The following is a 21,842-nucleotide window of genomic DNA, read 5'->3' as shown; positions in this document are numbered from 1 at the left end:
TTACGCCTGGTTTTTGGCTTTTGAACGGGAGGTACGTGATTCACCGATCAGCCAGTCAAAGATGAAAATAATCGCCAGCATCACCACGATTAAAATGGAACCGTAGGCAATCGCCACGCCGTATTCGCCGTCTTCTACGCGGTTCAGGATGTAGGCCGTGGCCACGCGGGTATCCGGCGTGACGAGGAACACAATGGCGCTGACGGTGGTAATGGCGCGCACAAAGCTGTAGATCAGCGCTGAGAGGATCGCCGGGCGCAGCAGCGGCAACAGGATGTGCGTAATGGTGCGCAGGGAACCGGCGCGCAGACTGAGCGAGGCTTCATCCAGCGATTTATCGATTTGGCCTAAGCCCGCAATGCCCGCCCGGATACCGACCGGGACATTACGCATTACCATTGAGATAATCACGATGGCGGCGGTGCCGGTGAGGTATACCGGGGCGCTGTTAAAGGCCAGAATGTACGACACGCCCGCTACGGTGCCCGGAACGGCAAAGCACAGCATAGTGGTGAACTCGATGGTCTTTTTGCCTTTAAACTGCTGACGCACCACAACCCATGCGATCAGCAGGCCGAAGATAGCGGTGATCGGCGCGGCAATCCCGGCGTAGAGCAGGGTGTCGAGCAGTGAAGGCCACGCGCCGTCGCTCATTCCCTGACCGAACAGTTTGGTAAAGTTCGCCAGCGTCAGGGTGTAGTCCACGCCCCAGTTTACGGTGAAACTGCCGTAGAAAATGCTGCCATAGAGCAGGGCGTTAAAGGCAATCCACACCGCCAGCAGCGCGACCACGCTCCATACCAGCGTTACCGGCAGCGGCTGCACGTCGCCCCGATAGGATTTACCAGAAACGGTGACGTACGAGCGTTTACCAATCCACATGTACTGCACGCAGAACACCAGCAGCGAGAACAGCAACAGGAAGGCACCCAGCGTACTGGCGGCCTGGTAGTCGAGCTGGGAACCGGTGATGTAGAAGTAGATTTGCGTTGCCAGCACGTCGAAGTTACCGCCAAGCACCAGCGGGTTACTGAAGTCGGCCAGCGACTGCACCACCACAATTAAAAAGGCGTTTGCCAGTGCCGGTTTTAGCAGCGGGACAAACACACCGTTAAAGGTTTGCCAGCGGCTGGCGCGCAGGGTGTATGACGCCTCCTCCAGCGACGGATGAATGGTTTTGATCGCCCCGTCGAGGATCATAAACGCCATCGGAGTGAAGGCCAGCACCTGCGCCAGCCAGATGCCGGTAAAACCGTACAGCCAGTTGGTGTTGGTCAAACCAAACCATTCGACCATAAATTCGGTGATGTAACCGGAGCGTCCCATCATCAGTGTTACGCCTAAACCCACAACAAACGGCGGGGTGACGATCGGCAGAATCGAGAAAATACGTCCGATAATGGCGCTGCGTTTCGCAATACGGGTGGTGTAGATAGCCAGCACCAGGCCAAAGAAGGTACAGCCGACGCCGACGGCAATCGACAGCATAATCGAGTTGAGGATCACCTGAATGATATGCGCCTGCGACAGCACATTCATAAACGCCAGCGGAGCAAATTCTCCGGCGTCGTTGGTGAACATCGGAATGAAAATAGCGATACTTGGCCAGACGATAAAAATACCGATCAGCGCGACAATCGCGGTGAGCGAGCCGATGACGAAACGGTCGCCACCCAGCCATTCCAGACGGGTGAGCGCCAGGGTCATGATCGCGCCAAGTGCCACAAACAGCACGATGGTGGCATAGCCTAAGCCGCGCCCCTCAAGAGTCGCGCTGGCGACGATAAAGGCCATACAGAAAAACGCCCAGCCCGCGTCAAAATAATGGCGGCTGCGCTGTTCGCGTCTGGCTTCATGGAACGGGCGCACCAGCAGCAGGCTTGGCAGCAGATACCAGAGCCAACTGATATTGAACTGTGACCAGCCGTAGGCGGCGAGAATTTCTTCGCGCGTCGATTCCAGCAGACCGTAGTCCAGGCTCCAGCTCGGCAGCAGGGCAAACGCCAGCCAGCCGAGTAAAATCCAAAGAAATATCGCATCCCGTTTTTTCACGGGATGGAGTGCAAGTGTGTGTGACATAGCGGTTCCGGTATTTCAGGCCGGATATGGCGTTGAGGCCGTATCCGGCAAATGAACGCAAATCTGGGGTTATTTACCCATCTTCACTTCGCTGACCCACTTATTGATCAGGGCTTTACGCACGTCGGTCGAGCCGTACTTATCCATGTCGTAATTGATAAGCTTCAGGTCGTCGAGCTTCAGCGAGTTAGGGGACGTCTCGGCGGTGGTGTTGGTCAGGATCTGATAGGATTTACCTTTCTTCCACGCCAGCTCCTGCGCGTCTTTCGACAGTACCCAGTCAACGAACAGTTTGGCGTTATCGAGGTTACGCGCGCCTTTCAGGATGCTGACACCGCCGATTTCATAACCGGTACCTTCGCACGGTGAGACAAGTTCCAGCGGTGCGCCCTGTTCTTTTTCCAGCGAGTAGTCGTGCAAGAAACCGATGCCGATAGCCGTTTCGCCACGGGCGGCGTTACGCGCCGGGGCAATGCCGGATTTGGTGTACTGGGAGACGTTGGCGTTGAGCTGTTTCAGGTAGTCAAAGGCCTGATCTTCCCCCCACAGTTGGGCAAAGGTCGCCAGTGCGGTATAGGCGGTACCGGAGCTTTGCGGATCAGCAATCTGGATTTCGCCTTTGTATTCCGGTTTGGTCAGATCCTTCCAGCATTTTGGCACCGGTAGGTTTTTCTCTTTCAGGCGCAGGGTATTGACGCCAAAGCCCAGAATACCGACATAAACCGCCGAGGAGAGGTTGCCTTTCACTTTTGCCGGATCGCGGAACTTCTCCATGATTTGTTCGAGGTTTGGTGATTTATACGGCTGCAGCAAGCCCATTTCACCGGCCTGAGACTGTGGATCCAGCGTACCGCCGTACCAGACATCCGCTTGCGGGTTTTTCTTCTCGGCATCCACTTTCGCCAGCGTACTGCCTGAGCCGTTGCGAATGAATGAAGTCTTCACATCATATTTTTCACCGAAGGCTTTGGTTTCGGTTTCGCACATTTCGTTGGTGGCGCTGCAATACACCACCAGACGACCCTGCGCCTGAGCTGCACTGCTGAAGGCTGCCAGCGTCAGAGCGGAGGCAATTAGGGTAGAGGTAAGCGTCAGTTTCATTGTTTTATCCTTTGACTGAGAGAAGGGGGAATGCCCGCAATGAGCAATGGCATCAGCAATAAACCCATAAAGACAGCGGCAACCGAGAGCAAACTGAACATTCCCGACCAGCCGTAGTGTTCTATGACCAGCGACAGCGGCCAACCCGCCAGCGCGGCCCCCAGATAGGCGAATAGCCCGAGAAAACCAGTAATTGAACCTGCTGCCGCTTTATGTCCGCATTCCACGGCCGCGAGGCCAATTAGCATCTGTGGGCCAAACACAAAAAAGCCCACGGTAAAGAAACACACTGCCAGTAGCGCGTAGTGGTGCACCGGCGCCAGCCACAGCGCGGCGACGGAGACCATCAGCCCCAGTGTGAACAGCAAAATCATTGGCGCACGCTGACCGCTGAACAGCAGATCCGAACCCCATCCGGCAAACAGCGCCCCCAGCAAGCCACCGACTTCAAACAGCATTACCGTGGCATTGGCGCTGAGCAGGTTCACACCGTGGCTTTCCGTCAGCCAGATGTTGCCCCAGTCGTTCAGCGCTATGCGGATCAAATAGACCAACACATATGACACGCCGAGTAGCCAGATCATCGGGTTCTTCAGCATGGTGGTGCGTAACATTTGCCACAGCCCCATCGGCGGACTTTGCTGCTCCTGACGCAACTCCAGCGGGTCTTGCCGCCATTCCCCAACCGTGGGTAAGCCTTCTTCCCGGGGCGTGCCTTTCAGTTGCAGGGTGAGCCAGATGCCTAACGCCATGCTGATTATTCCTGGAGCCAGCATGGCTGCCTGCCAACCCCACCAGTGGGCGGCAAAGGCGCTAATCAGCGGGATGATGGCCCCACCGATGTTGATCGACATATTCCAGCAGCCCCACCAGAAGCCGCGTTCGTTGCGCGAGTACCAGTGGGTCAATAGTCGGGCGCAGGGCGGCCAGCCCCAGCCCTGAAAAAATCCGTTCAGCGTCCAGACCACCAGGAGCAGCGTCAGCGATTCACCAAAGGCGAACAGCACGTTTAAAACGCCGGTGGCAAACAGGCCAATGCCCATAAACGCGCGCTGTCCGTGGCTGTCGTGCCATAGCCCGGCGGTGAATTTCGACAGGCCATAGGTCAGATAAAACAGCGATCCCAGCAGGCCGATATCGCCTTTATCCAGACCCAGATCCGTTTGCAGTGCCGGGAGGACGTAGTTAACGCTTTTGCGCGTCAGATAAAACGCGGCGTACCCAATCACCATACACATCAGCAGCCGGGGGCGTAGCGCCCGGTATTGTTGGTCTGTTTCGCGTGATGCACGTGCATGCATGGCAGCCTCCGTTTGTGCTGACTATAGGAAAGTGAAAGCAAAATGGGATGAGATAAAGTCCGCAGTGACTAAGACTTTTTCCTGGTTAACGGCTGATTTGTTGCAAATTTGTGGGCAGGTTAACAATTACCCGCGTGCCGTTGTTCGATTCGAGCGTCAGTTCGCCGCCAAGGGCGCTGACCCGCTCACGCATCCCCTGGATACCGAACCCGGGGATTTTCTCCGCGAGAATACCTACGCCGTTGTCAGCGACGTGCAGAAACACGCGGTGTTCCTGCTGGCGCAGCGTAATCGACACTTCGCTGGCGTCGGCATGTTTACAGACGTTATTGAGCAACTCCTGCAGCAGGCGATACAGTGTGAAACGCACCGTTTCATTTTCTGGCGTATTTTCAAGCTGATAGTCAAACCAACAGCGAATGCCGCGTTCGGCAAAGGCAAATTCATTCACCAGATGATGCAGTGCATCTTTAAAGGCCAATTCATCGAGCGCGGGCGGTCGCAGCTGGCGCAGCAGTTGGCGGGTGGAGTGGTGAATGCGCCGGGCAAGGTCGTTGATCTGATTTGCCGCTTCAAGCGTTTGCTCGCGACCCGGCGCGCGCTTGACCAGTTGCGACTGAATTTGAATGGCGGTGATGTTCTGACCAATTTCGTCGTGTAGTTCCCGCGCCAGGCTTTTGCGCGTATTTTCCTCGGTGCGGATCAGTTGTTCGGTCAGCGCGCGTCGCGCTGCCAGTTCGGCTTCCAGACGCTGGCGATAATGGTGCAGGTTTTGCGCCAGATGCTGCTGGCGGCTGATAGCGATCCCCAGCCCTATGCCCAGCAGCGCCTGGGTGGCGAGGAAAATCTCCAACTCCAGTAAATTGCTGAACCCGACGCCGATTTGCCGGGCGATGGTGATCATCATGCTGCCGAGCAGTCCGGACAACACGCCGCCCTGCCAGCCAAATTTCCACGCCATCACCACGTTCGGTAAGAACACCACGATTAGCAGCAGGCGCTCGATCTCCGGTGACAGCACCATCTGGGTACCTATGCCGATAATGAAAAACAGACTACACCAGATGATAAGCGAGGTACGCAGGGGGGGATTGGTGGTATCCAGTCCGAGCAAATGATAGCGGTGCTGCTGGCGCAGAAATTCATAGATCAGATAGACAAACGGCGTCAGCAGCACGCCGCCGGTAAACGACGCCAGGCCAATTAACGTTGCCGGGCTTTGGATAAACGGTGAAAGCAGGAGGGTATTGAGCAATGACGTGATCGTCACCGCGGCCAGCAGCAGCGTTAAGCGCTGCCAGTAAAGGGGGAATCGGTGCCAGTATGACTGGCCGATACTCGCCGGGATCAGGCTAATCAACGGCGCAACCAGCAGGATATAGCCATTCACTAATTGCTCGCTGTGCAGCCAGAACAGCATCAGCACCGGCGGCAGTACCAGCGCGGGCCAGTAACGGCGAGAAAGCAGGATTAGCAGGGCGAGATAGACGCCGTGCGGCAGGAATAGCGCTGCCTGCTGGCCGTTGTGGGTCAGGTAAAACCCCAGCGTCCACAGCATCAGCCAGCCCGATCCCCAGGCCAGCAGAATAAACAGAGAAATAACCCAATGACGAAGGCTGCGTGACATTAATGCCCCGTCAGCAACTGGTGGTCGAGTGCAAAATGCACCAGATCGATGGTGCTGTGGCATTGCAGTTTGCCCAGCACGTTCGCACGATGAACGTGCACCGTTTTATGGCTGAGGTCGAGCTTGAAGGCGATCTCTTTTACGCTGTCGCCTTTGACCAGCAGATCAAACACTTCGCGCTCGCGCGGGGTCAATACCTCCAGTACCTGCGCGGGCTGTTCGCCGCCGCGTAGCGCCCGCAGCGCGTCGGCGCACAGGTAATGCCCGCCCATACCAACCGATCGTACCGCCTGCACCAGTTCCTCCGGTCCGCAACGTTTGGTCAGATAACCGCTGGCACCGGCATCCAGTGCGCTTTGCACAAACGTGGGTGAGTCATAGATGCTGAGAATAATGGCGCGAAAACCGGGCTTCTGCGCCCGCAGTCGTTTTAACAGGCTCAGGCCATTTTCATCTGGCATGGCGATATCCATCACCGCAACGTTGACGTCATCATGCAGTAATGCAGGCCACGCCTGGGCCGCGCTGCTGTACTGGCCAGCAACGTTGAGATCGTCTTCGAGACTGAGTAATTGCGCAAAGCCGGAACGCACCACCACATGGTCATCCACCAGCACAACATGAATCATGATCTTGCTCTCTTGCCTGACAATGGCATCTATGATGCCTGCCAGCGCCGCGCTGGCAATCCCCGTGGCGCTGATATGTAACGAATGTAACAAAATCGCAATAATTTGCCGGGTGTTGTAGGACGGATAAGCGTTGCGTATCCGGCATTGATTAATGGATGGCGGCGTGAGGGCTGAGAGAATGGCTATTTCATTGGTGGTTGATTCTCCCCTATCGAGGGGGAGAGATTTAAAACTGCCAGGTGAGATCGGCGAGAATTTGCTGGCTGTGATAGCTCTCAACCGGCGTGTCATACCATTGTTTGCCGAGGGCAAGACCGAGAGTTAATTGCTCGGTCAGCGGCTGATTGCGACGCAGGCTGATGCTTTTTAACGTTCCTTTTTTGGTGTCCGGTGACCAGTCATAGGTATAGGCTCCCGTTCCGCGGCTTACCCAGAGCTGCGTATTGCCTTTACCGTTCAGGTCGTTCAGGCGCAGTGAAACGATGTGGCTATAGCTTCCCCCAGCATCTTCAGTATCGTAATGCGTATAACGCCATGAGGTGATAAACGGTCCGGTATACAGAGATATTCCGCCTGAAAAAGCATTGACGTCCGTATCGTCAAAGTAGTTGGCATAGCGATAACCAAAGGTAAATACGGTTTTAGGCAGAACTTTTACGCTGATATCCTGCTGAGCATCGCGTCTGGCAAAAACGGGGGTGTTTTCGGCAATTGCCAGACCCGTTTTTGTTGATAACCACTGATTCCAGTTATACCAAACGGTCGCGCGGCCACGTAACGCGTTCCATGATTCACCGTTGTCGTAATCGCGTCTGCCTTCGGAAATATTGAAAACCGCGGCACCATCGTCAATCTGCGTCTTTAATTCGCTGAACATGACGTTACGGGTGCCATGCCTTGCCGAATAATCAGTAAAGTCGTATCCGGCTGTCAGGTTCAGGTCGGTTGCTTCAGCCGGGAGAGAAGCCGTGCTGAGTATCAACGATACAAATAAAGTCCTTTTCATTATTCTTCACCTACGAGACAGGAGATCTCTTGTTTGAGGATATATTTACCTTTTGGCAGGTTTTGCTCGATGGTTATCCGTGGGCCAATTGTGCTTTCAGCTGCGATATATCGGCCAGGTAAAATAATGACCTGAACACCAAGCCGCGCACCGGGACCGATATAACACCCTAATTTTTCGCAGCCTGTATCAATGTCTTCATCGTCCAGCCTGACATGCACGGTTTTACCATCGAGGCGATGATTGCTGGTTCTTACCTGCGCGCCCAGGTAAGCGCCTTTGCCAATAACCGAGTCAGAAATAAAGCATTGGGGACCGATGGTGGTCGTCGATTCCAATACTGCGTTTTTGATTTCGGTGCCATAGCCAATACGTACTTGATTGCCAATTAAGCAACCCGGTCGAATAAAGGCGTAATTACCAATAATGCAATCGGCCCCAATTACGACAGGCCCCTGAATAACTGCACCATGACAAATTTTACTGCCAGCACCGATCGTCACCGCTCCCGCGCTTTCATCAATAACAACGCCAGGTGCAATGGATACTGACTTATTATTCTGTTCGCTAAGCTTTAGATAGTTCTTCACCACCGCGGGTAGCTGAGGGGGCGTTATTGTTTGGCGCATCCACCACCGCGGTATAGCGTGTGGGTTTGTCACGTAGGGGTTCTCGTCCAGTAAAAAAGGCAATAAGTCCATATACAATCCAAATTAAATAAGCCAGAAGTACGTAAAAAACAGAAAAAGGCGCAAGGAAAATAAGTTTCCAGCATCGGTGATACCAGGCACTAAATGCTCCAATTGAGCAAACCACTCCAACCCAAATAATGGGAAACAAGGAAAGCACAATCGCATGTGGGCCGATAGTGAGCGTGATGTGTTGCCATGTAATGAGATAGATTGCTACGCCATACAACACGACCAGCACCATTGGGAGTATGCTGAAGATGCCGAATCTGCTGAGGATGAGTGATTTATGCAGACGCATGCAAACGGCATAGCCCACGATCCATCGCCGCCATCGTTTCCATTCATCGCCCAAGGTATTGCACTCCTGAGGATAAACAATGCAGCGGTTTGCCTGACGGATACAATAACCATTCGCGACCAGGGTCCAGGTTAAATCGAGATCCTCCACCTTGGTACGATCGGAAAAACCAAATTTGCGTAGCACATCAGTACGAAACATGCCGCAGGCTCCGCTAATAATAAAAGGCGCACCGCCGAGCAACTGCTGTAATGTCCGCTTCATTACGATCATCGGAAGTTTTACCGTTGCACGGATATGTGGCAGCAATCCAGCACCAGGCAGATGTGTTGAGGGGATTCCACCAACGGCATCGGCGCCATTTTCTATTTCTGCTAACATGAATCCCATACCGTCACCATCAGGAGGGACATAGGTGTCAGCATCGCTTAAAAAAACCTGCTCACAGGTAGCATAGTTTAATCCATTCATTAAGGCGCCACCTTTCCCGGTATTCTTTTGCGTCACGGTAATCAGGCGTTCTCCCCACTTTTCTTTCACCTTATGCATAATGATTTCGGTATCATCAGTGGAACCATCGTTTACACATATGACTCGATGAAAATAAGGATTTAATAACAAGTTTTCCAGCGATTGTGCCAGGCAAGGACCTTCGTTATAGGCCGGAATAATGGCGTCAATACTGTCGTTACGTAAACTAGGTTTTCGTTTTAAGGTTGTGAGGAACCAAAGTAATATACATAGGCTCATCATAATAAAAAATATTGTTTTCATATAATTAGAGAATCATTTTGTGAACAACAAAACCTTCAGATAATTCACATCCGGCCTGTTGCCCTCGGAATTGAGCTACGGTACGCAGACGTTCTGTACGCATATAATCACGTTGCTGCTGGCTTTGGTGAAATGAAAGCGCACGAAGTTTTTGAATGAAACAGTTTTCACTGACCTTTTCAAAGACTTGGGGAACAAACGTCAGCCAGGTACTGGGAGTTTCATAACCGAGAACCTGGGGAATATTTCGGCAGGCAACGATAGAAGCCTTATGTACCGCGCGATGATCCTGATGCCGGTCAGAATCATGCATAGTATACGTTCGCACGATGTTGATTTGTGCGGGAATGTGATTTGTGATGACGTCTTCAAGTGATTTGATCATCGTATCAACAAAGTACGGTGTGCGTGTGTCCTCAAAATGAAAATGAAAAATCTGATGGCAGCCTAATGATGTTAATGCCGATTGAGATTCTGCGTGTCGGTCGGCTTTTAAAACGCACCCTTCAGCCCCTGCGGTCATGACGACGGCAGTAACGTGATAGCCTTCTTTTATTAAGCGGGATAACGAGGCACCACATCCGAGTTCAATATCGTCCGGATGGGCACCGATTGCTAATATCCCTTTTTGGTATGATGTAACCATGAGCAAATCCTTCACTTTTCTATGAGAGTGTTATTTGGGTGTTCAATGAATATAAACACAATATCTGTTTTGCAGATATTTAAAGCTCTTGTTGGAAAGACGGGATGGATTAGTGTTTGTCGTAATAAAGATATTACAATGTGTAATTTGATTAGTCAAAAAATAATATTTATTGAAAGTTAGGATGTTTTTTCTTAATCAATAAGAAAAATGAATGCATTAATTTTTTTTACTGGTTTTATTTTTCTGAGTGATTGGTTTTTTATAATTAGATGATGAGGTTATTAAATTGTACTGTAACTATACCTTCAAATAGAAGAATAGAATACATATGTCATTTTAGTATTCATTTACGAATAATTGATATTGATTGTAATGATGAATTTCAGAGGGGATATTACTTTCAGAATGAATCATAAACAGCAAGTCGCTGAGCGCTGGTACTCATTAGAATCTTTAGGCTAGCGATAACAGGCCGGATGGTTTACGCCACCCGGCATGGAACAACAAAGTTAGCGCAGGATTTTTTTCTCAGCCAGATCCAGTGCGAAGTAGCTGAAGATCAGATCTGCGCCAGCGCGTTTGATCGAGCCTAAGCTTTCCAGCACCACTTTCTCTTCATCTATGGCACCCGCGAGGGCTGCAAACTTGATCATCGCGTATTCACCGCTGACCTGATAAGCGCCAATCGGCAGCTCGGTGCGCTCGCGGATATCGCGCAGAATATCGAGGTATGCGCCAGCCGGTTTGACCATCAGGCAGTCTGCGCCCTGGGCTTCATCCAGCAGCGATTCGCGGATTGCTTCCCGACGGTTCATCGGGTTCATCTGATAGGTTTTACGATCGCCCTTCAGCGCGGTACCTGCGGCTTCACGGAATGGGCCATAGAAAGAAGAGGCAAATTTGGTGGAGTAGGACATGATCGCGGTATCGGTAAAGCCCGCGGCATCCAGCGCCTGGCGAATCGCCTGCACCTGGCCGTCCATTGCGGCGGAAGGGGCGATGAAATCTGCGCCCGCAGCGGCGGCAACGACCGCCTGTTTGCCGAGATTGGCAAGGGTTAAATCGTTATCAACGCCGTGCTCGCATAATACGCCGCAGTGACCGTGCGAGGTGTATTCACAGAAGCAGGTGTCGGACATGACGATCATCTCCGGTACGGTCTGCTTACAGATACGCGACATGCGCGCCACCAGACCGTCTTCTTTCCAGGCATCGCTGCCGGTGTCATCGGTGTGATGAGAAATGCCGAAGGTCATAACCGAGCGGATGCCTGCATTAGCAATGCGTTCAATTTCGCGCGCCAGATGCTTCTCTGGAATGCGCATCACGCCGGGCATGGCCTCGATAGCTTTGTAATCGTCGAGTTCTTCTTCAACAAAGATCGGCAACACCAGGTCATTTAAGCTGAGTGTTGTCTCTTCAAACATAGCGCGCAGCGCAGGTGATTTGCGCAGGCGGCGAGGGCGTTGGATTAGGTCTGTCATGGTATGCCTGATGTTTGTGGAATCGAAGGCCGTAGTATACCCGAACCTGAGGGTGGGTGGTTTACGAAAGTTGGCGTTATATCTGGATTTTCCATCGTGGAAGGCTGAATCATTAGAGCAATTTATTCACATTTATGGCAATTTATTTATATTCATTATTTTGCTTGTTTCTATTTTTATTATTTTAAATATCGATATGTTTATTTGTGTAGGGCTGGTGATAATTCCTCTTTATTTATTGTTTATTTGTTTGGGTGTGTGGTGAGTTATTTGTTAATTATATGATTCAGAGATGTGTTGTACGGTATTTCATTGAAAGAATGAGTTTTTTTGTTTTTTGTGTCAGAGGTGAGGATATTCGTAGTGTTGTCCGGTTTCGGACGACTAGCAAAGAATAATTGAACCTTTACTTTGTGAAACCGCATAATCGTCTCCGCGAAACATAAAATGTTTTCTTTGCATTGATAATTGATGGATCAACTATATTACGTCCCTGAGGAGGGATGACAAATGCACACTTGGAAAAAGAAACTAGTAGTCTCACAATTAGCATTAGCCTGTACTTTGGCAATCACTTCTCAGGCGAATGCTTCTACTGATATTTCTGGAACTACATACACAACGTTCACCCATTATAATGACGCATCACATGTTGATGACGTTTACTTCGATGGCTATGTCGGTTGGAACAATTACGGCACTGATAGCATTTATAACGGTGATATTTATCCGGTAATCAATAACGCTACTGTCAACGGCGTTATTTCTACTTATTATCTGGATGATGGACTGTCAACTAACGGCAATTATAACAGCCTGACGATTAAAAACAGTACCATTCACGGAATGGTGACATCCGAATGTATGACCACGGATTGTACTAACCGTACGGGTACCGACTATTACTACGACCGTCTGGCGATGAATGTCATCAACTCCACTATCGATGACAACTACGAACATTATACCTACAACGGTACCTATAATGACGTGGCTGATACGCACGTTGTCGACGTTTATAACCTGGGTACGGCTATCACTCTGGATCAAGAAGTTGATCTGTCTATCTCCAACAACTCTCACGTCGCGGGTATTACCCTGACTCAGGGTTATGAGTGGGATGATATTGACGATAATACCGTCATCACCGGCGTAAACAGCGGCGAAGTGTTTAACAACACTATCGCTGTTACCGACTCTACCCTGACCTCAGGTTCCTGGTCTGATGAAGGAAGATCCGGCTGGTTTGGTAACACCAGCAATGCGAGCGACTACAACGGTAACGGTTGGAACGCGAATGATATCGCATTGGCGGTTATTGCTAATCCCAATGCAGATAACGCGATGCAGACCACCGCCACGTTTGATAACGCTACGCTGATGGGCGATGTGCTGTTCTCCAGCAACTTTGATGAGAACTTCTTCCCGAACGGTGCTGATACTTACCGTGATACCGATGCCGATCTGGATACCAACGGCTGGGATGGTACTGACCGTCTGGATCTGACCCTGAACCACGGCAGCAAGTGGGTTGGTGCGGCAATGTCCGTCCATCAGGTTGACGTTGATGGTGATGGCGTTTACGAAAGCTATGCTGAGGGCACTGAAGCCACTCCTACGCTGATTGATATCGCTGCCAACAGCCTGTGGCCTTCTTCAACCTACGGTATCGATAGCAACACATCCTCTTATGACGAAAATGGTCATGTGGTTGGCAATACCGTTTATCAGAGCGGTCTGTTCAACGTGACGCTGAACGGCGCTTCCCAGTGGGATACCACCAAAACTTCTCTGATTGACACCCTGAGCATCAACAGCGGTTCCGTTGTCAACGTGGGCGATTCTGCGCTGGTTTCTGACTCCATCTCTCTGACCGGTGCTTCCGCACTGAACATCAATGAAGATGGTCGTGTTGCGACTAATACGCTGTCTATTGACAACAGTACCGTAACGATTGCTGATGATGTCTCTGCTGGCTGGAATGTGCTTAATGCCGCGCTGTATGCCAATACCATTAACGTCACCAACAACGGCGTTCTGGATGTGGGCAACAGCACCGGTAACGCACTGCAGGTTGATACCCTGAATCTGACCAGCTACACCGACGCTTACAACCATGTTAATGCGGGTGTTTTCGACATCAACAGCGCTAACTATGTGTTGAATGCTGACCTGACCAACGATCGTACTAACGATACGCGCCAGGCTAACTACGGTTATGGCGTGATCGCGATGAACTCTGATGGTCATCTGACTATCAACGGTAACGGTGATTCCGACACCTCAGGCGATCAGTCTGAAGTTGATAACTACGGTGATCACGTAGCAGCGGCAACCGGTAACTATAAAGTTCGCATCGATAACGCCACTGGCGCAGGTTCTGTTACCGATTACAAGGGTAACGAGCTGATCTACGTTAACGACAAGAACAGCACCGCAACCTTCTCTGCAGCCAACAAAGCAGACTTGGGTGCTTACACCTATCAGGCTCAGCAGCAGGGTAACACCGTTGTTCTGCAGCAGATGGAGCTGACCGACTACGCGAACATGGCGCTGAGTATTCCGTCTGCCAACACCAATATCTGGAACCTGGAGCAAGACACCGTTGGTACTCGTCTGACTAACGCGCGTCATGGTCTGGTAGATAACGGTGGTGCATGGGTGAGCTACTTCGGCGGCAGCTTCGATGCGGATAACGGCAACATTAACTATGATCAGGATGTTAACGGCATCATGGTCGGTGTTGATTCCAAAATCGATGGTAACAACGCTAAGTGGATTGTCGGTGCTGCGGCAGGCTTCGCGAAAGGTGACATGAGTGATCGTACCGGTCAGGTAGATCAGGATAGCCAGACTGCCTATTTCTACTCTTCTGCTCGTTTTGCGAACAACATCTTTGTTGACAGTAACTTAAGCTACTCCCACTTCAACAACGATCTGTCTGCCAGCATGAGCAACGGTCAGTATGTTGATGGCAGCACCTCTTCTGATGCCTGGGGCTTCGGCTTGAAACTGGGTTATGACCTGAAGCTGGGTGAAGCAGGTTACGTAACCCCTTACGGTAGCGTATCCGGTCTGTTCCAGTCTGGTGATGACTATAAGCTGAGCAACGACATGAAAGTTGACGGTCAGTCTTATGACAGCATGCGTTATGAACTTGGTGTAGATGCGGGTTATACCTTCGCCTACAGCGATGACCAGGCGCTGACCCCGTACTTCAAACTGGCCTACGTTTACGACGACTCTAACAACGATTCTGATGTAAACGGTGATTCTATCGACAACGGCGTAGAAGGTTCTGCGGTACGCGTTGGGCTGGGTACTCAGTTCAGCTTCACCAAGAACTTCAGCGCGTACACCGATGCTAATTACCTCGGTGGCGGTGATGTCGATCAAGACTGGTCTGCAAACGTTGGTGTTAAATATACCTGGTAAAAACTTTCTTGCAGAGAAATAAAAGGTAATTTTATTTAGAAATAATGCCCGTCACGCATTTGACGGGCATTTCTTGCAAGGAATTCGCACATGCTATCTTCAAATAAACCTCTTCTTGAGTTTGGTAAGCTTGATAAATGTTTAGCGAAATATGGTAAGCACTTTGAGTGTGATAACGACAAAGAAATAATTTTTTCCAGCGATATTAATAGTGACGAAACTTTTGTTATTTTAAGTGGTGTTGTTTCCTTACGTAGAGGGGAAAGCGTGCTGGTCGGGATTGCACAGGCGCCTTTTATTATGGGCCTTTCTGATGGTGTGATGAAAACAGATGTACAATACAGATTAATAACCGAAAATAATTGTACGGGATACCACCTGCCTGCTTCGCAAACGATAAATATAATTGAACAATGCCAGCTTTGGCGTGAAGCCTTTTGCTGGTTAGCATGGCAAAATTCCATGTTTGAGTTGCGCGATCTGCAGCTGATCGGCAATAACTCCTACGATCAGATCCGCGCGACGCTGATATCCATGATGAAATGGGACGACGTACTGCGTTCGCGTATCGGCGTCATGAACTATATTCACCAACGCACGCGAATTTCACGCTCAGTTGTCGCTGAGGTTCTCGCGGCATTGCGTAAAGGTGGTTACATTGAAATGAATAAAGGCAAACTGGTGAGCATTAACCGTTTGCCTTTTGAGTATTAAGTCAGGATGTAGGAATAACCTGCGGTTTATTCCCGCTCAGCTCTGCAACCAGATCGTTGATACCGTCGCTCATATTGGTAAATCGGGTTAGCGGAGAACGGGTCACCACGATAAATGCCCCGACGTTTTGCTGTGGGATCATCGCCATATAGGTAATGAAGCCGCCGCCGCCACCGGTTTTTTGAATAATTCCTGGTCGCCCATTCTTCGGTGCCATATAGACCCAGCCCAAACCCAGCGCATCGGCTCTACCTGGAACATCCATCCCTATCACTTTGGTTAACTGCGTACGCTGATAAATCAGCGTCTGCATACGGTCGGCCTGCTGGCTACGATGGTAAAAATCAGATGAGAGATACTGCTGCATCCAGCGCATCATATCGCCGGGCGTTGAATAAACACCACCGCTGCCCATCGCCGCCAGGGTATTGTTGCAAGGACTGGCACCTTTTTCCGCGACCATCAGGCGTCTGCATTGATCGGGGGATGGGGTAAAGGTGGTATCTTTCATTCCCAGCGGGCGGGTAATTTTTTCTTCAAACAGTTGCGGATAAGGCTTTCCGGATGCGGTTCCCAGCGCATCGGCCAGCAGGTCAAACGCCAGGTTGGAATAAGAAGCCTGCGAACCCGGTGCGGCTTTAAGCGTGGCGGTTGATAGATAGCTCCAGCGCTGTTCACGGGTTGGCCAGACAAACACTGGGCGCTTCGCCGCACCGCCAGGCTGTTCGCGCGGCAGCGCGCTGGTATGCGTCGCCAGATTCACCAGCGTAATCGGCGTGCCCTGATAAGTTGGCACGCGCGCGCCAGGCGGCGCATATTTGCTCAATGGATCGTTGAGTTTAACCGTACCCTGATCGAGTAATTTCACCAGCATTTCGCTGGTCATTAATTTAGTAATAGAGGCAATTCGAATAACGGAATCCAGCTGCGGATGAACGTTATTGCCAGGGCGTGTTTCGCCGAAGCTGCGAAATACGCGCTGGTTACCATCAATCACCACGAGCGCCATCCCCGTAGCACCGCTGCCGTAAAATATATGGTCGGCATAACGATCGACGATATCAGAGGCGAAGACCGGATCGGTTATAGGCTGTGCCGCCTGGACAGATGTCAATGACGCCGCACACAGCGCGGCAGAAAAAAGCAGACTACGTTTCAACGGTGGTGTCCATGAGTTAGAGAAAGTGAAAAAGGATGTCGTGCGTATGCGTATTTATACTACTCATCGGCGTATTGCAAAGCGCTTATCAGCCAATGATAGTGTGAAAAACGTAACGATGAGTAAACGCGAGCGTTTCCCGGATTAGGGATGTTCGCTTTTGTGATCTCACGCTGTGATAATCTGCACTTGCTGGAACGTTGTCGAGTGTGAAAATCACAGAAACAATTCTTCATACCCGTGTGCGAACTAAGTGCCGCGGTTTTGGTCACAATTGTCGGTTTCAGCTTGTGTTTTTTGGGCGTAAGCCGTCTGGCCGCTGCACTCCACGGTGGCAAATACACAGCAGTCGTCATAACGATAAGAAGTTAGCAGGAGAGCACTATGTTTAAGTCTTTTTTCCCAAAGCCGGGGCCGTTCTTTATTTCGGCATTTATTTGGGCACTGGTCGCCGTTATATTCTGGCAAGCAGGTGGGGGAGCCTGGGTTGCACACATTACCGGCGCGTCGGGAGACGTACCGATTAGCGCGGCCCGATTCTGGTCACTGAATTACCTGATTTTTTATGCGTATTACATTCTTTGCGTTGGCGTGTTCGCGCTGTTCTGGTTTATCTACAGCCCTCACCGTTGGCAGTACTGGTCCATACTGGGCACGTCGCTAATTATTTTCGTGACCTGGTTTCTGGTTGAAGTTGGCGTCGCCGTCAACGCCTGGTATGCGCCATTCTATGATTTAATTCAATCCGCGTTGAGTGCACCGCATAAGGTGAAGATTGAGCAGTTTTATCATGAAGTGGGCATCTTTCTTGGCATTGCGCTGATTGCTGTGGTTATTGGGGTAATGAACAACTTTTTCGTCAGCCACTATGTTTTCCGCTGGCGTACCGCAATGAACGAACACTATATGGCGCACTGGCAGCATCTGCGTCATATCGAAGGCGCGGCGCAGCGTGTGCAGGAAGATACCATGCGTTTTGCCTCCACACTTGAAGATATGGGGGTCAGCTTTATCAATGCGATTATGACGCTGATTGCCTTCTTACCTGTACTGGTCACTCTTTCAGCCCATGTGCCGGACCTGCCAATTGTTGGACATGTTCCTTATGGCCTGGTGATTGCCGCGATTGTCTGGTCGTTGATGGGAACCGGCTTGCTGGCGGTAGTCGGCATCAAACTTCCGGGGCTGGAGTTTAAAAACCAGCGCGTGGAAGCGGCCTACCGTAAAGAACTGGTTTACGGTGAAGATGACGCTAATCGTGCGACCCCGCCGACGGTGCGTGAACTGTTCCATGCGGTGCGCCAGAACTACTTCCGCCTCTATTTTCACTATATGTACTTCAATATCGCCCGTATTCTATACCTGCAGGTTGATAACGTTTTCGGCTTGTTCCTGCTGTTTCCGTCGATTGTTGCCGGTACGATTACGCTCGGCCTGATGACGCAAATCACCAACGTGTTTGGCCAGGTGCGCGGCTCGTTCCAGTATTTGATTAACTCCTGGACAACGTTAGTCGAACTGATGTCTATTTATAAGCGTCTGCGCAGCTTTGAACGTGAGCTTGATGGCCAGGATATTCAGGAAGTTACCCATACGCTTAGTTAATAAAAAAGGAGATGTTATGTCGACGGTTTCCCGTCTTTACCCCTTGTCCGGTCTGGCCGCTCTGGTGCTGGTGGGATGTAGTAGCCAACCCGCGCAGCCGCTAAAAAAAGGGGAGAAAGCCGTCGATGTGGCGAGCGTGGTGCGCCAGAAAATGCCCGCCAGCGTGAAAGACCGGGACGCATGGGCGCAGGATTTAGCGAAGACGTTTGAAAGCCAGAAGCTGGCGCCGACGGTTGAAAATATCTGTTCGGTGCTGGCGGTCGCGCAACAGGAGTCAAACTATCAGGCGGATCCGGCCGTTCCAAACTTAAGTAAAATCGCCTGGAAAGAGATCGACCGGCGCGCCGAGCGTATGCATATCCCGCAGTTTGTGGTGCATACCGCACTGAAGATTAACTCGCCAACGGGGAAAAGTTACAGCGAGCGTCTGGATACGGTGAAAACGGAAAAACAGCTTAGCGCCATTTTTGATGATTTTATCAATATGGTACCGATGGGGCAGACGCTGTTTGGTTCGCTTAATCCGGTACATACCGGTGGGCCAATGCAGGTCAGTATCGCGTTTGCCGAGCAGCACGCCGACGGGTATCCGTGGAAAATGGCGGGAACAGTACGTCAGGAAGTGTTCAGCCGCCGCGGTGGGCTGTGGTTCGGTACGTATCATCTGCTTAACTACCCGGCGAATTACAGCGCGCCAATCTTCCGTTTCGCTGATTTCAATGCGGGATGGTATGCCAGCCGCAATGCGGCTTTCCAGAATGCGGTCAGTAAAGCCAGCGGAGTGAAACTGGCGATGGATGGTGACTTGATTCTCTACGGCAGCAGCGAGCCGGGCAAAACCGAGCTGGCGGTACGTAAACTGGCCGGGAAGCTGGGGATGAGCGAGAGTGAGATCCACCGTCAACTGCAAAAAGGTGACAGCCTGGCATTTGAGGATACCGCGCTGTACGAGAAGGTCTATAAGCTGGCGAAAGCGAAGACTGGGAAAGCGCTACCCCGTGAAATGCTGCCAGGCATTCAGCTGGAAAGCCCTAAGATTACACGTAATTTGACCACCGCGTGGTTTGCGAAACGCGTGGACGAGCGTCGGGCGAAATGTATAGGTCAGCCATCATTATGATGACGGCGGCGCCAGCGCACGAATGCCGCGATGGCGCCAAGAATCAGACTTCCGGCAAGGAAAGGGACCAGCCCAAAAAGGGTACCGACGCCTAAGCCAATTTCAACTCGTGGGCGTCCTGTCTCTTGCATTTGCAACTGCATCAGTTGTTCATAGATGCCGGGAGCGTGGGCCAACAGATTTAAAACCTGCGCGCCTGCCCAAAAGCAAAACAGCACAAATACGGCATACGCAATGTTGCCGGGCAGGGAGGAGGTATCCCGATGCTTGCCCTTAAACAGGGATTTTGAGAGCGTAAAATCAGCCATAAAGACCTCCGGAAATAACCTGCTTTTTTGACGTGATACCTGGAACTGACAGTGAGTCTGACAGGTGATCGGCAATGTCAATATCAGAATGATGGTAATTTCAGGTAGAGATTATTCCTGGATCTCGGTTTTTTGCTGATTGTCACAATTACGTAACCTTAAGTGAAATCAAGTTACATTTCAGAAATTCCGCACAGGCCACAGACGTCTATGAGGAAATGTGCGAGGATGCGCTTTCACGTTGTATTTCCACCGGAGCCGTTATGAACCTGCCTGTTAAAATTCGCCGAGACTGGCACTACTATGCCTTCGCTATTGGGCTTATCTTTATTCTGAACGGTGTGGTCGGCTTACTGGGTTTTGAAGCGCAGGGATGGCAGACCTATGCGGTGGGGTTGGTGACGTGGGTGATTAGCTTTTGGCTGGCCGGATTAATTATCCGTCGCCGCGTGGAAGATGAAGAAGAAGCAAAGGATGCCCAATAGCTATCGATCAGGCATCCAGGCGGGTTTACATACTGGTTTTCAACGCGCTATCCGCCGCATGACGTTCCAGCGCCAGTTCGATCAGGCGAGTGATCAAATCGGTATAGCCTAAGCCGCTCGCCTGCCACAGTTTTGGATACATGCTGATGTTGGTAAAGCCCGGCAGCGTGTTGATCTCATTGATCACAACATCGTTCTCTGCGGTTAAGAAAACGTCCACGCGCGCCATACCGGCGCAGCCCAGCGCCTGATAAGCCTGAATAGCAATGTCGCGGATCTTATCGTTAACTTCCGGTGCGATCGCTGCCGGAACAACCACTTTGGCACCGTTATCGTCAATGTATTTGGTGTCGTAAGCGTAAAAATCACTGTTCAGCACGATCTCGCCACAGGTACTGGCCTGCGGTTGATCGTTGCCCAGCACCGCGCATTCGATCTCGCGGCCCTTAATCCCTTGTTCCACCACGACTTTATGGTCGAATTCAAATGCCAGCGTGACGGCCTGATCGTATTGCGCTTCGCTGGTCACTTTACTGACGCCAACGGACGAGCCCTGGTTGGCTGGTTTCACAAACAGCGGCAGGCCAAGGCGGGATTCCACCTCGGCAAAGCTGATGCGGTTGCGATTGGCGCGAGTGAGCGTAATAAATGGCGCGATGTTTAATCCGGCATCGCGCAGTAGACGTTTGGTTACGTCTTTATCCATACAGGCCGCAGAACCCAGGACATCAGAACCGACGAACGGCAGATTCGCCACGCGCAGCATACCCTGCAGAGAGCCATCTTCACCCAACGTGCCGTGTACGATCGGGAAAATAACATCGACCGTTGGCAGTGGCTGACCGTTTTGCGCATCGATCAACTGGTGCTCTTGTTTACCCGGGACTTGAGCCAGGCTGGTCGCGGAAGGACGCAGCGCAATATGCGCTGGATCATCTGAATTGAGCAGATAGTTACTGGCATCGCTAATGTGCCATTGCCCTTGCTTATCAATACCTAACAGCACAACGTCAAAGCGAGTCTTGTCGATGGCATCGACAATATTTTTTGCCGATTGCAATGACACTTCATGTTCCGCTGATTTACCACCAAATACGATTCCTACCCGCAACTTTGCCATCTTAAAAACCCATTCCATGAATGCAAAGCACATACATTACCACGACAAAACGCAGGTTTCCTCGGCTTCTGGCAGATTGTTTTGATGGGCAACAGAGGAACAGATAAGCGCAAACGCGCAGAACGGACGCGGAGCATAAACCCCTGCTGATATTGTGGGGTTGATGTGAGGTATATCACAAATATGATGAGCGGGAAGATAAAATCCTAAACTGTGATATATCGCACCTGTGGACCCTTATTTGGCTAAGTAA

Annotated in this window: 18 protein-coding genes; 5 read left to right on the top strand and 13 right to left on the bottom strand. The window is 51.1% G+C overall.

What is annotated here, in order from left to right; translation table 11 throughout:
- The 10 genes from HV237_RS18520 to hemB form a co-directional block, all read right to left on the bottom strand.
- Entirely contained in the window at positions 1–2,079 is a 2,079-nt protein-coding gene (locus HV237_RS18520) for an iron ABC transporter permease (RefSeq protein ID WP_047357661.1), read from the bottom strand.
- 69 nt (positions 2,080–2,148) lie between these two features.
- Positions 2,149–3,180 (bottom strand): ABC transporter substrate-binding protein, encoded by a 1,032-nt coding sequence (locus tag HV237_RS18515; protein ID WP_047357662.1) that lies wholly within the window; start codon positions 3,178–3,180, stop codon positions 2,149–2,151.
- A complete protein-coding gene (gene uhpC, locus HV237_RS18510) occupies positions 3,177–4,481 on the bottom strand; it encodes an MFS transporter family glucose-6-phosphate receptor UhpC (RefSeq protein WP_047357663.1) in 1,305 nt (434 codons plus the stop codon). Before uhpC ends, HV237_RS18515 begins: the two co-directional genes overlap by 4 nt.
- A gap of 85 nt (positions 4,482–4,566) precedes the next feature.
- Complete coding sequence (locus tag HV237_RS18505; RefSeq protein ID WP_046275611.1) at positions 4,567–6,108, bottom strand: MASE1 domain-containing protein; 1,542 nt, start codon at positions 6,106–6,108, stop codon at positions 4,567–4,569.
- A complete protein-coding gene (locus tag HV237_RS18500; RefSeq protein ID WP_029139427.1) occupies positions 6,108–6,737 on the bottom strand; it encodes a response regulator transcription factor in 630 nt (209 codons plus the stop codon). Before HV237_RS18500 ends, HV237_RS18505 begins: the two co-directional genes overlap by 1 nt.
- Before the next feature lie 229 nt (positions 6,738–6,966).
- The gene (locus HV237_RS18495) at positions 6,967–7,749 is read right to left on the bottom strand and encodes a YaiO family outer membrane beta-barrel protein (protein ID WP_047357664.1); all 783 of its coding nucleotides are present in this window, start codon (positions 7,747–7,749) and stop codon (positions 6,967–6,969) included.
- On the bottom strand, positions 7,746–8,375 hold the full coding sequence (locus HV237_RS18490) for an acetyltransferase (protein WP_047357665.1): 630 nt from the start codon (positions 8,373–8,375) through the stop codon (positions 7,746–7,748). Before HV237_RS18490 ends, HV237_RS18495 begins: the two co-directional genes overlap by 4 nt.
- Positions 8,314–9,510, bottom strand: coding sequence for a glycosyltransferase family 2 protein (locus HV237_RS18485; RefSeq protein ID WP_047357666.1), 1,197 nt, complete (start codon positions 9,508–9,510; stop codon positions 8,314–8,316). The genes HV237_RS18490 and HV237_RS18485 overlap by 62 nt, the downstream gene beginning before the upstream one ends.
- A 4-nt stretch (positions 9,511–9,514) precedes the next feature.
- Positions 9,515–10,156 (bottom strand): PIG-L deacetylase family protein, encoded by a 642-nt coding sequence (locus tag HV237_RS18480; RefSeq protein WP_047357667.1) that lies wholly within the window; start codon positions 10,154–10,156, stop codon positions 9,515–9,517.
- A 512-nt stretch (positions 10,157–10,668) separates the two neighbouring features.
- Positions 10,669–11,643, bottom strand: a complete 975-nt coding sequence (gene hemB, locus HV237_RS18475; RefSeq protein WP_016151991.1) for a porphobilinogen synthase — start codon at positions 11,641–11,643, stop codon at positions 10,669–10,671.
- 510 nt (positions 11,644–12,153) lie between these two features.
- Between hemB and ehaB the strand changes: the two genes are divergently transcribed.
- Together ehaB and iprA are read left to right on the top strand one after the other, a co-directional pair.
- On the top strand, positions 12,154–15,078 hold the full coding sequence (gene ehaB, locus HV237_RS18470; protein ID WP_047357669.1) for an autotransporter adhesin EhaB: 2,925 nt from the start codon (positions 12,154–12,156) through the stop codon (positions 15,076–15,078).
- Between the two features lie 90 nt (positions 15,079–15,168).
- Complete coding sequence (gene iprA / locus HV237_RS18465; RefSeq protein WP_047357670.1) at positions 15,169–15,792, top strand: hydrogen peroxide resistance inhibitor IprA; 624 nt, start codon at positions 15,169–15,171, stop codon at positions 15,790–15,792.
- A gap of 1 nt (position 15,793) precedes the next feature.
- Here the strand turns inward: iprA and ampH are convergent, their stop codons facing one another.
- Positions 15,794–16,951 carry a D-alanyl-D-alanine-carboxypeptidase/endopeptidase AmpH gene (gene ampH, locus HV237_RS18460; protein WP_047357671.1) on the bottom strand — a complete coding sequence of 386 codons (1,158 nt, stop codon included), beginning with the start codon at positions 16,949–16,951 and terminating at the stop codon, positions 15,794–15,796.
- A 384-nt stretch (positions 16,952–17,335) separates the two neighbouring features.
- Between ampH and sbmA the strand changes: the two genes are divergently transcribed.
- Positions 17,336–18,556: a peptide antibiotic transporter SbmA gene (gene sbmA, locus HV237_RS18455; RefSeq protein ID WP_047357672.1), complete on the top strand. Its 1,221-nt coding sequence runs from the start codon at positions 17,336–17,338 to the stop codon at positions 18,554–18,556.
- Between the two features lie 16 nt (positions 18,557–18,572).
- On the top strand, positions 18,573–19,676 hold the full coding sequence (locus HV237_RS18450; protein ID WP_047357673.1) for a DUF1615 domain-containing protein: 1,104 nt from the start codon (positions 18,573–18,575) through the stop codon (positions 19,674–19,676).
- Here HV237_RS18450 and HV237_RS18445 read toward each other — a convergent pair.
- Positions 19,661–19,984 (bottom strand): DUF2755 family protein, encoded by a 324-nt coding sequence (locus tag HV237_RS18445; protein WP_047357674.1) that lies wholly within the window; start codon positions 19,982–19,984, stop codon positions 19,661–19,663. The genes HV237_RS18450 and HV237_RS18445 overlap by 16 nt on opposite strands.
- 263 nt (positions 19,985–20,247) lie before the next feature.
- On the opposite strand from HV237_RS18445, the gene HV237_RS18440 reads away from it, so the two are divergent.
- Complete coding sequence (locus HV237_RS18440; protein ID WP_019076140.1) at positions 20,248–20,469, top strand: DUF2754 domain-containing protein; 222 nt, start codon at positions 20,248–20,250, stop codon at positions 20,467–20,469.
- 25 nt (positions 20,470–20,494) lie between these two features.
- Here HV237_RS18440 and ddlA read toward each other — a convergent pair whose 3' ends face one another.
- Positions 20,495–21,589, bottom strand: coding sequence for a D-alanine--D-alanine ligase (ddlA, locus tag HV237_RS18435; RefSeq protein ID WP_047357706.1), 1,095 nt, complete (start codon positions 21,587–21,589; stop codon positions 20,495–20,497).
- Positions 21,590–21,842: the final 253 nt, after the last annotated feature.

This window comes from Citrobacter sp. RHBSTW-00570 (assembly GCF_013739755.1).
In the GTDB taxonomy this organism is placed as follows: Bacteria; Pseudomonadota; Gammaproteobacteria; order Enterobacterales; family Enterobacteriaceae; genus Citrobacter; species Citrobacter braakii.
This window is presented reverse-complemented; position numbering and strand designations above follow the sequence as displayed.

Bases quoted from the DNA above. Each gene is read 5' to 3' on its own strand.
- HV237_RS18520 (WP_047357661.1), bottom strand. From the start codon at position 2,079: ATGTCACACACACTTGCACTCCATCCCGTGAAAAAACGGGATGCGATA.
- HV237_RS18515 (WP_047357662.1), bottom strand. From the start codon at position 3,180: ATGAAACTGACGCTTACCTCTACCCTAATTGCCTCCGCTCTGACGCTG.
- uhpC (WP_047357663.1), bottom strand. From the start codon at position 4,481: ATGCATGCACGTGCATCACGCGAAACAGACCAACAATACCGGGCGCTA.
- HV237_RS18505 (WP_046275611.1), bottom strand. From the start codon at position 6,108: ATGTCACGCAGCCTTCGTCATTGGGTTATTTCTCTGTTTATTCTGCTG.
- HV237_RS18500 (WP_029139427.1), bottom strand. From the start codon at position 6,737: ATGATTCATGTTGTGCTGGTGGATGACCATGTGGTGGTGCGTTCCGGC.
- HV237_RS18490 (WP_047357665.1), bottom strand. From the start codon at position 8,375: ATGCGCCAAACAATAACGCCCCCTCAGCTACCCGCGGTGGTGAAGAAC.
- HV237_RS18485 (WP_047357666.1), bottom strand. From the start codon at position 9,510: ATGAAAACAATATTTTTTATTATGATGAGCCTATGTATATTACTTTGG.
- HV237_RS18480 (WP_047357667.1), bottom strand. From the start codon at position 10,156: ATGGTTACATCATACCAAAAAGGGATATTAGCAATCGGTGCCCATCCG.
- hemB (WP_016151991.1), bottom strand. From the start codon at position 11,643: ATGACAGACCTAATCCAACGCCCTCGCCGCCTGCGCAAATCACCTGCG.
- ehaB (WP_047357669.1), top strand. From the start codon at position 12,154: ATGCACACTTGGAAAAAGAAACTAGTAGTCTCACAATTAGCATTAGCC.
- iprA (WP_047357670.1), top strand. From the start codon at position 15,169: ATGCTATCTTCAAATAAACCTCTTCTTGAGTTTGGTAAGCTTGATAAA.
- sbmA (WP_047357672.1), top strand. From the start codon at position 17,336: ATGTTTAAGTCTTTTTTCCCAAAGCCGGGGCCGTTCTTTATTTCGGCA.
- HV237_RS18450 (WP_047357673.1), top strand. From the start codon at position 18,573: ATGTCGACGGTTTCCCGTCTTTACCCCTTGTCCGGTCTGGCCGCTCTG.
- HV237_RS18445 (WP_047357674.1), bottom strand. From the start codon at position 19,984: ATGGCTGATTTTACGCTCTCAAAATCCCTGTTTAAGGGCAAGCATCGG.
- HV237_RS18440 (WP_019076140.1), top strand. From the start codon at position 20,248: ATGAACCTGCCTGTTAAAATTCGCCGAGACTGGCACTACTATGCCTTC.
- ddlA (WP_047357706.1), bottom strand. From the start codon at position 21,589: ATGGCAAAGTTGCGGGTAGGAATCGTATTTGGTGGTAAATCAGCGGAA.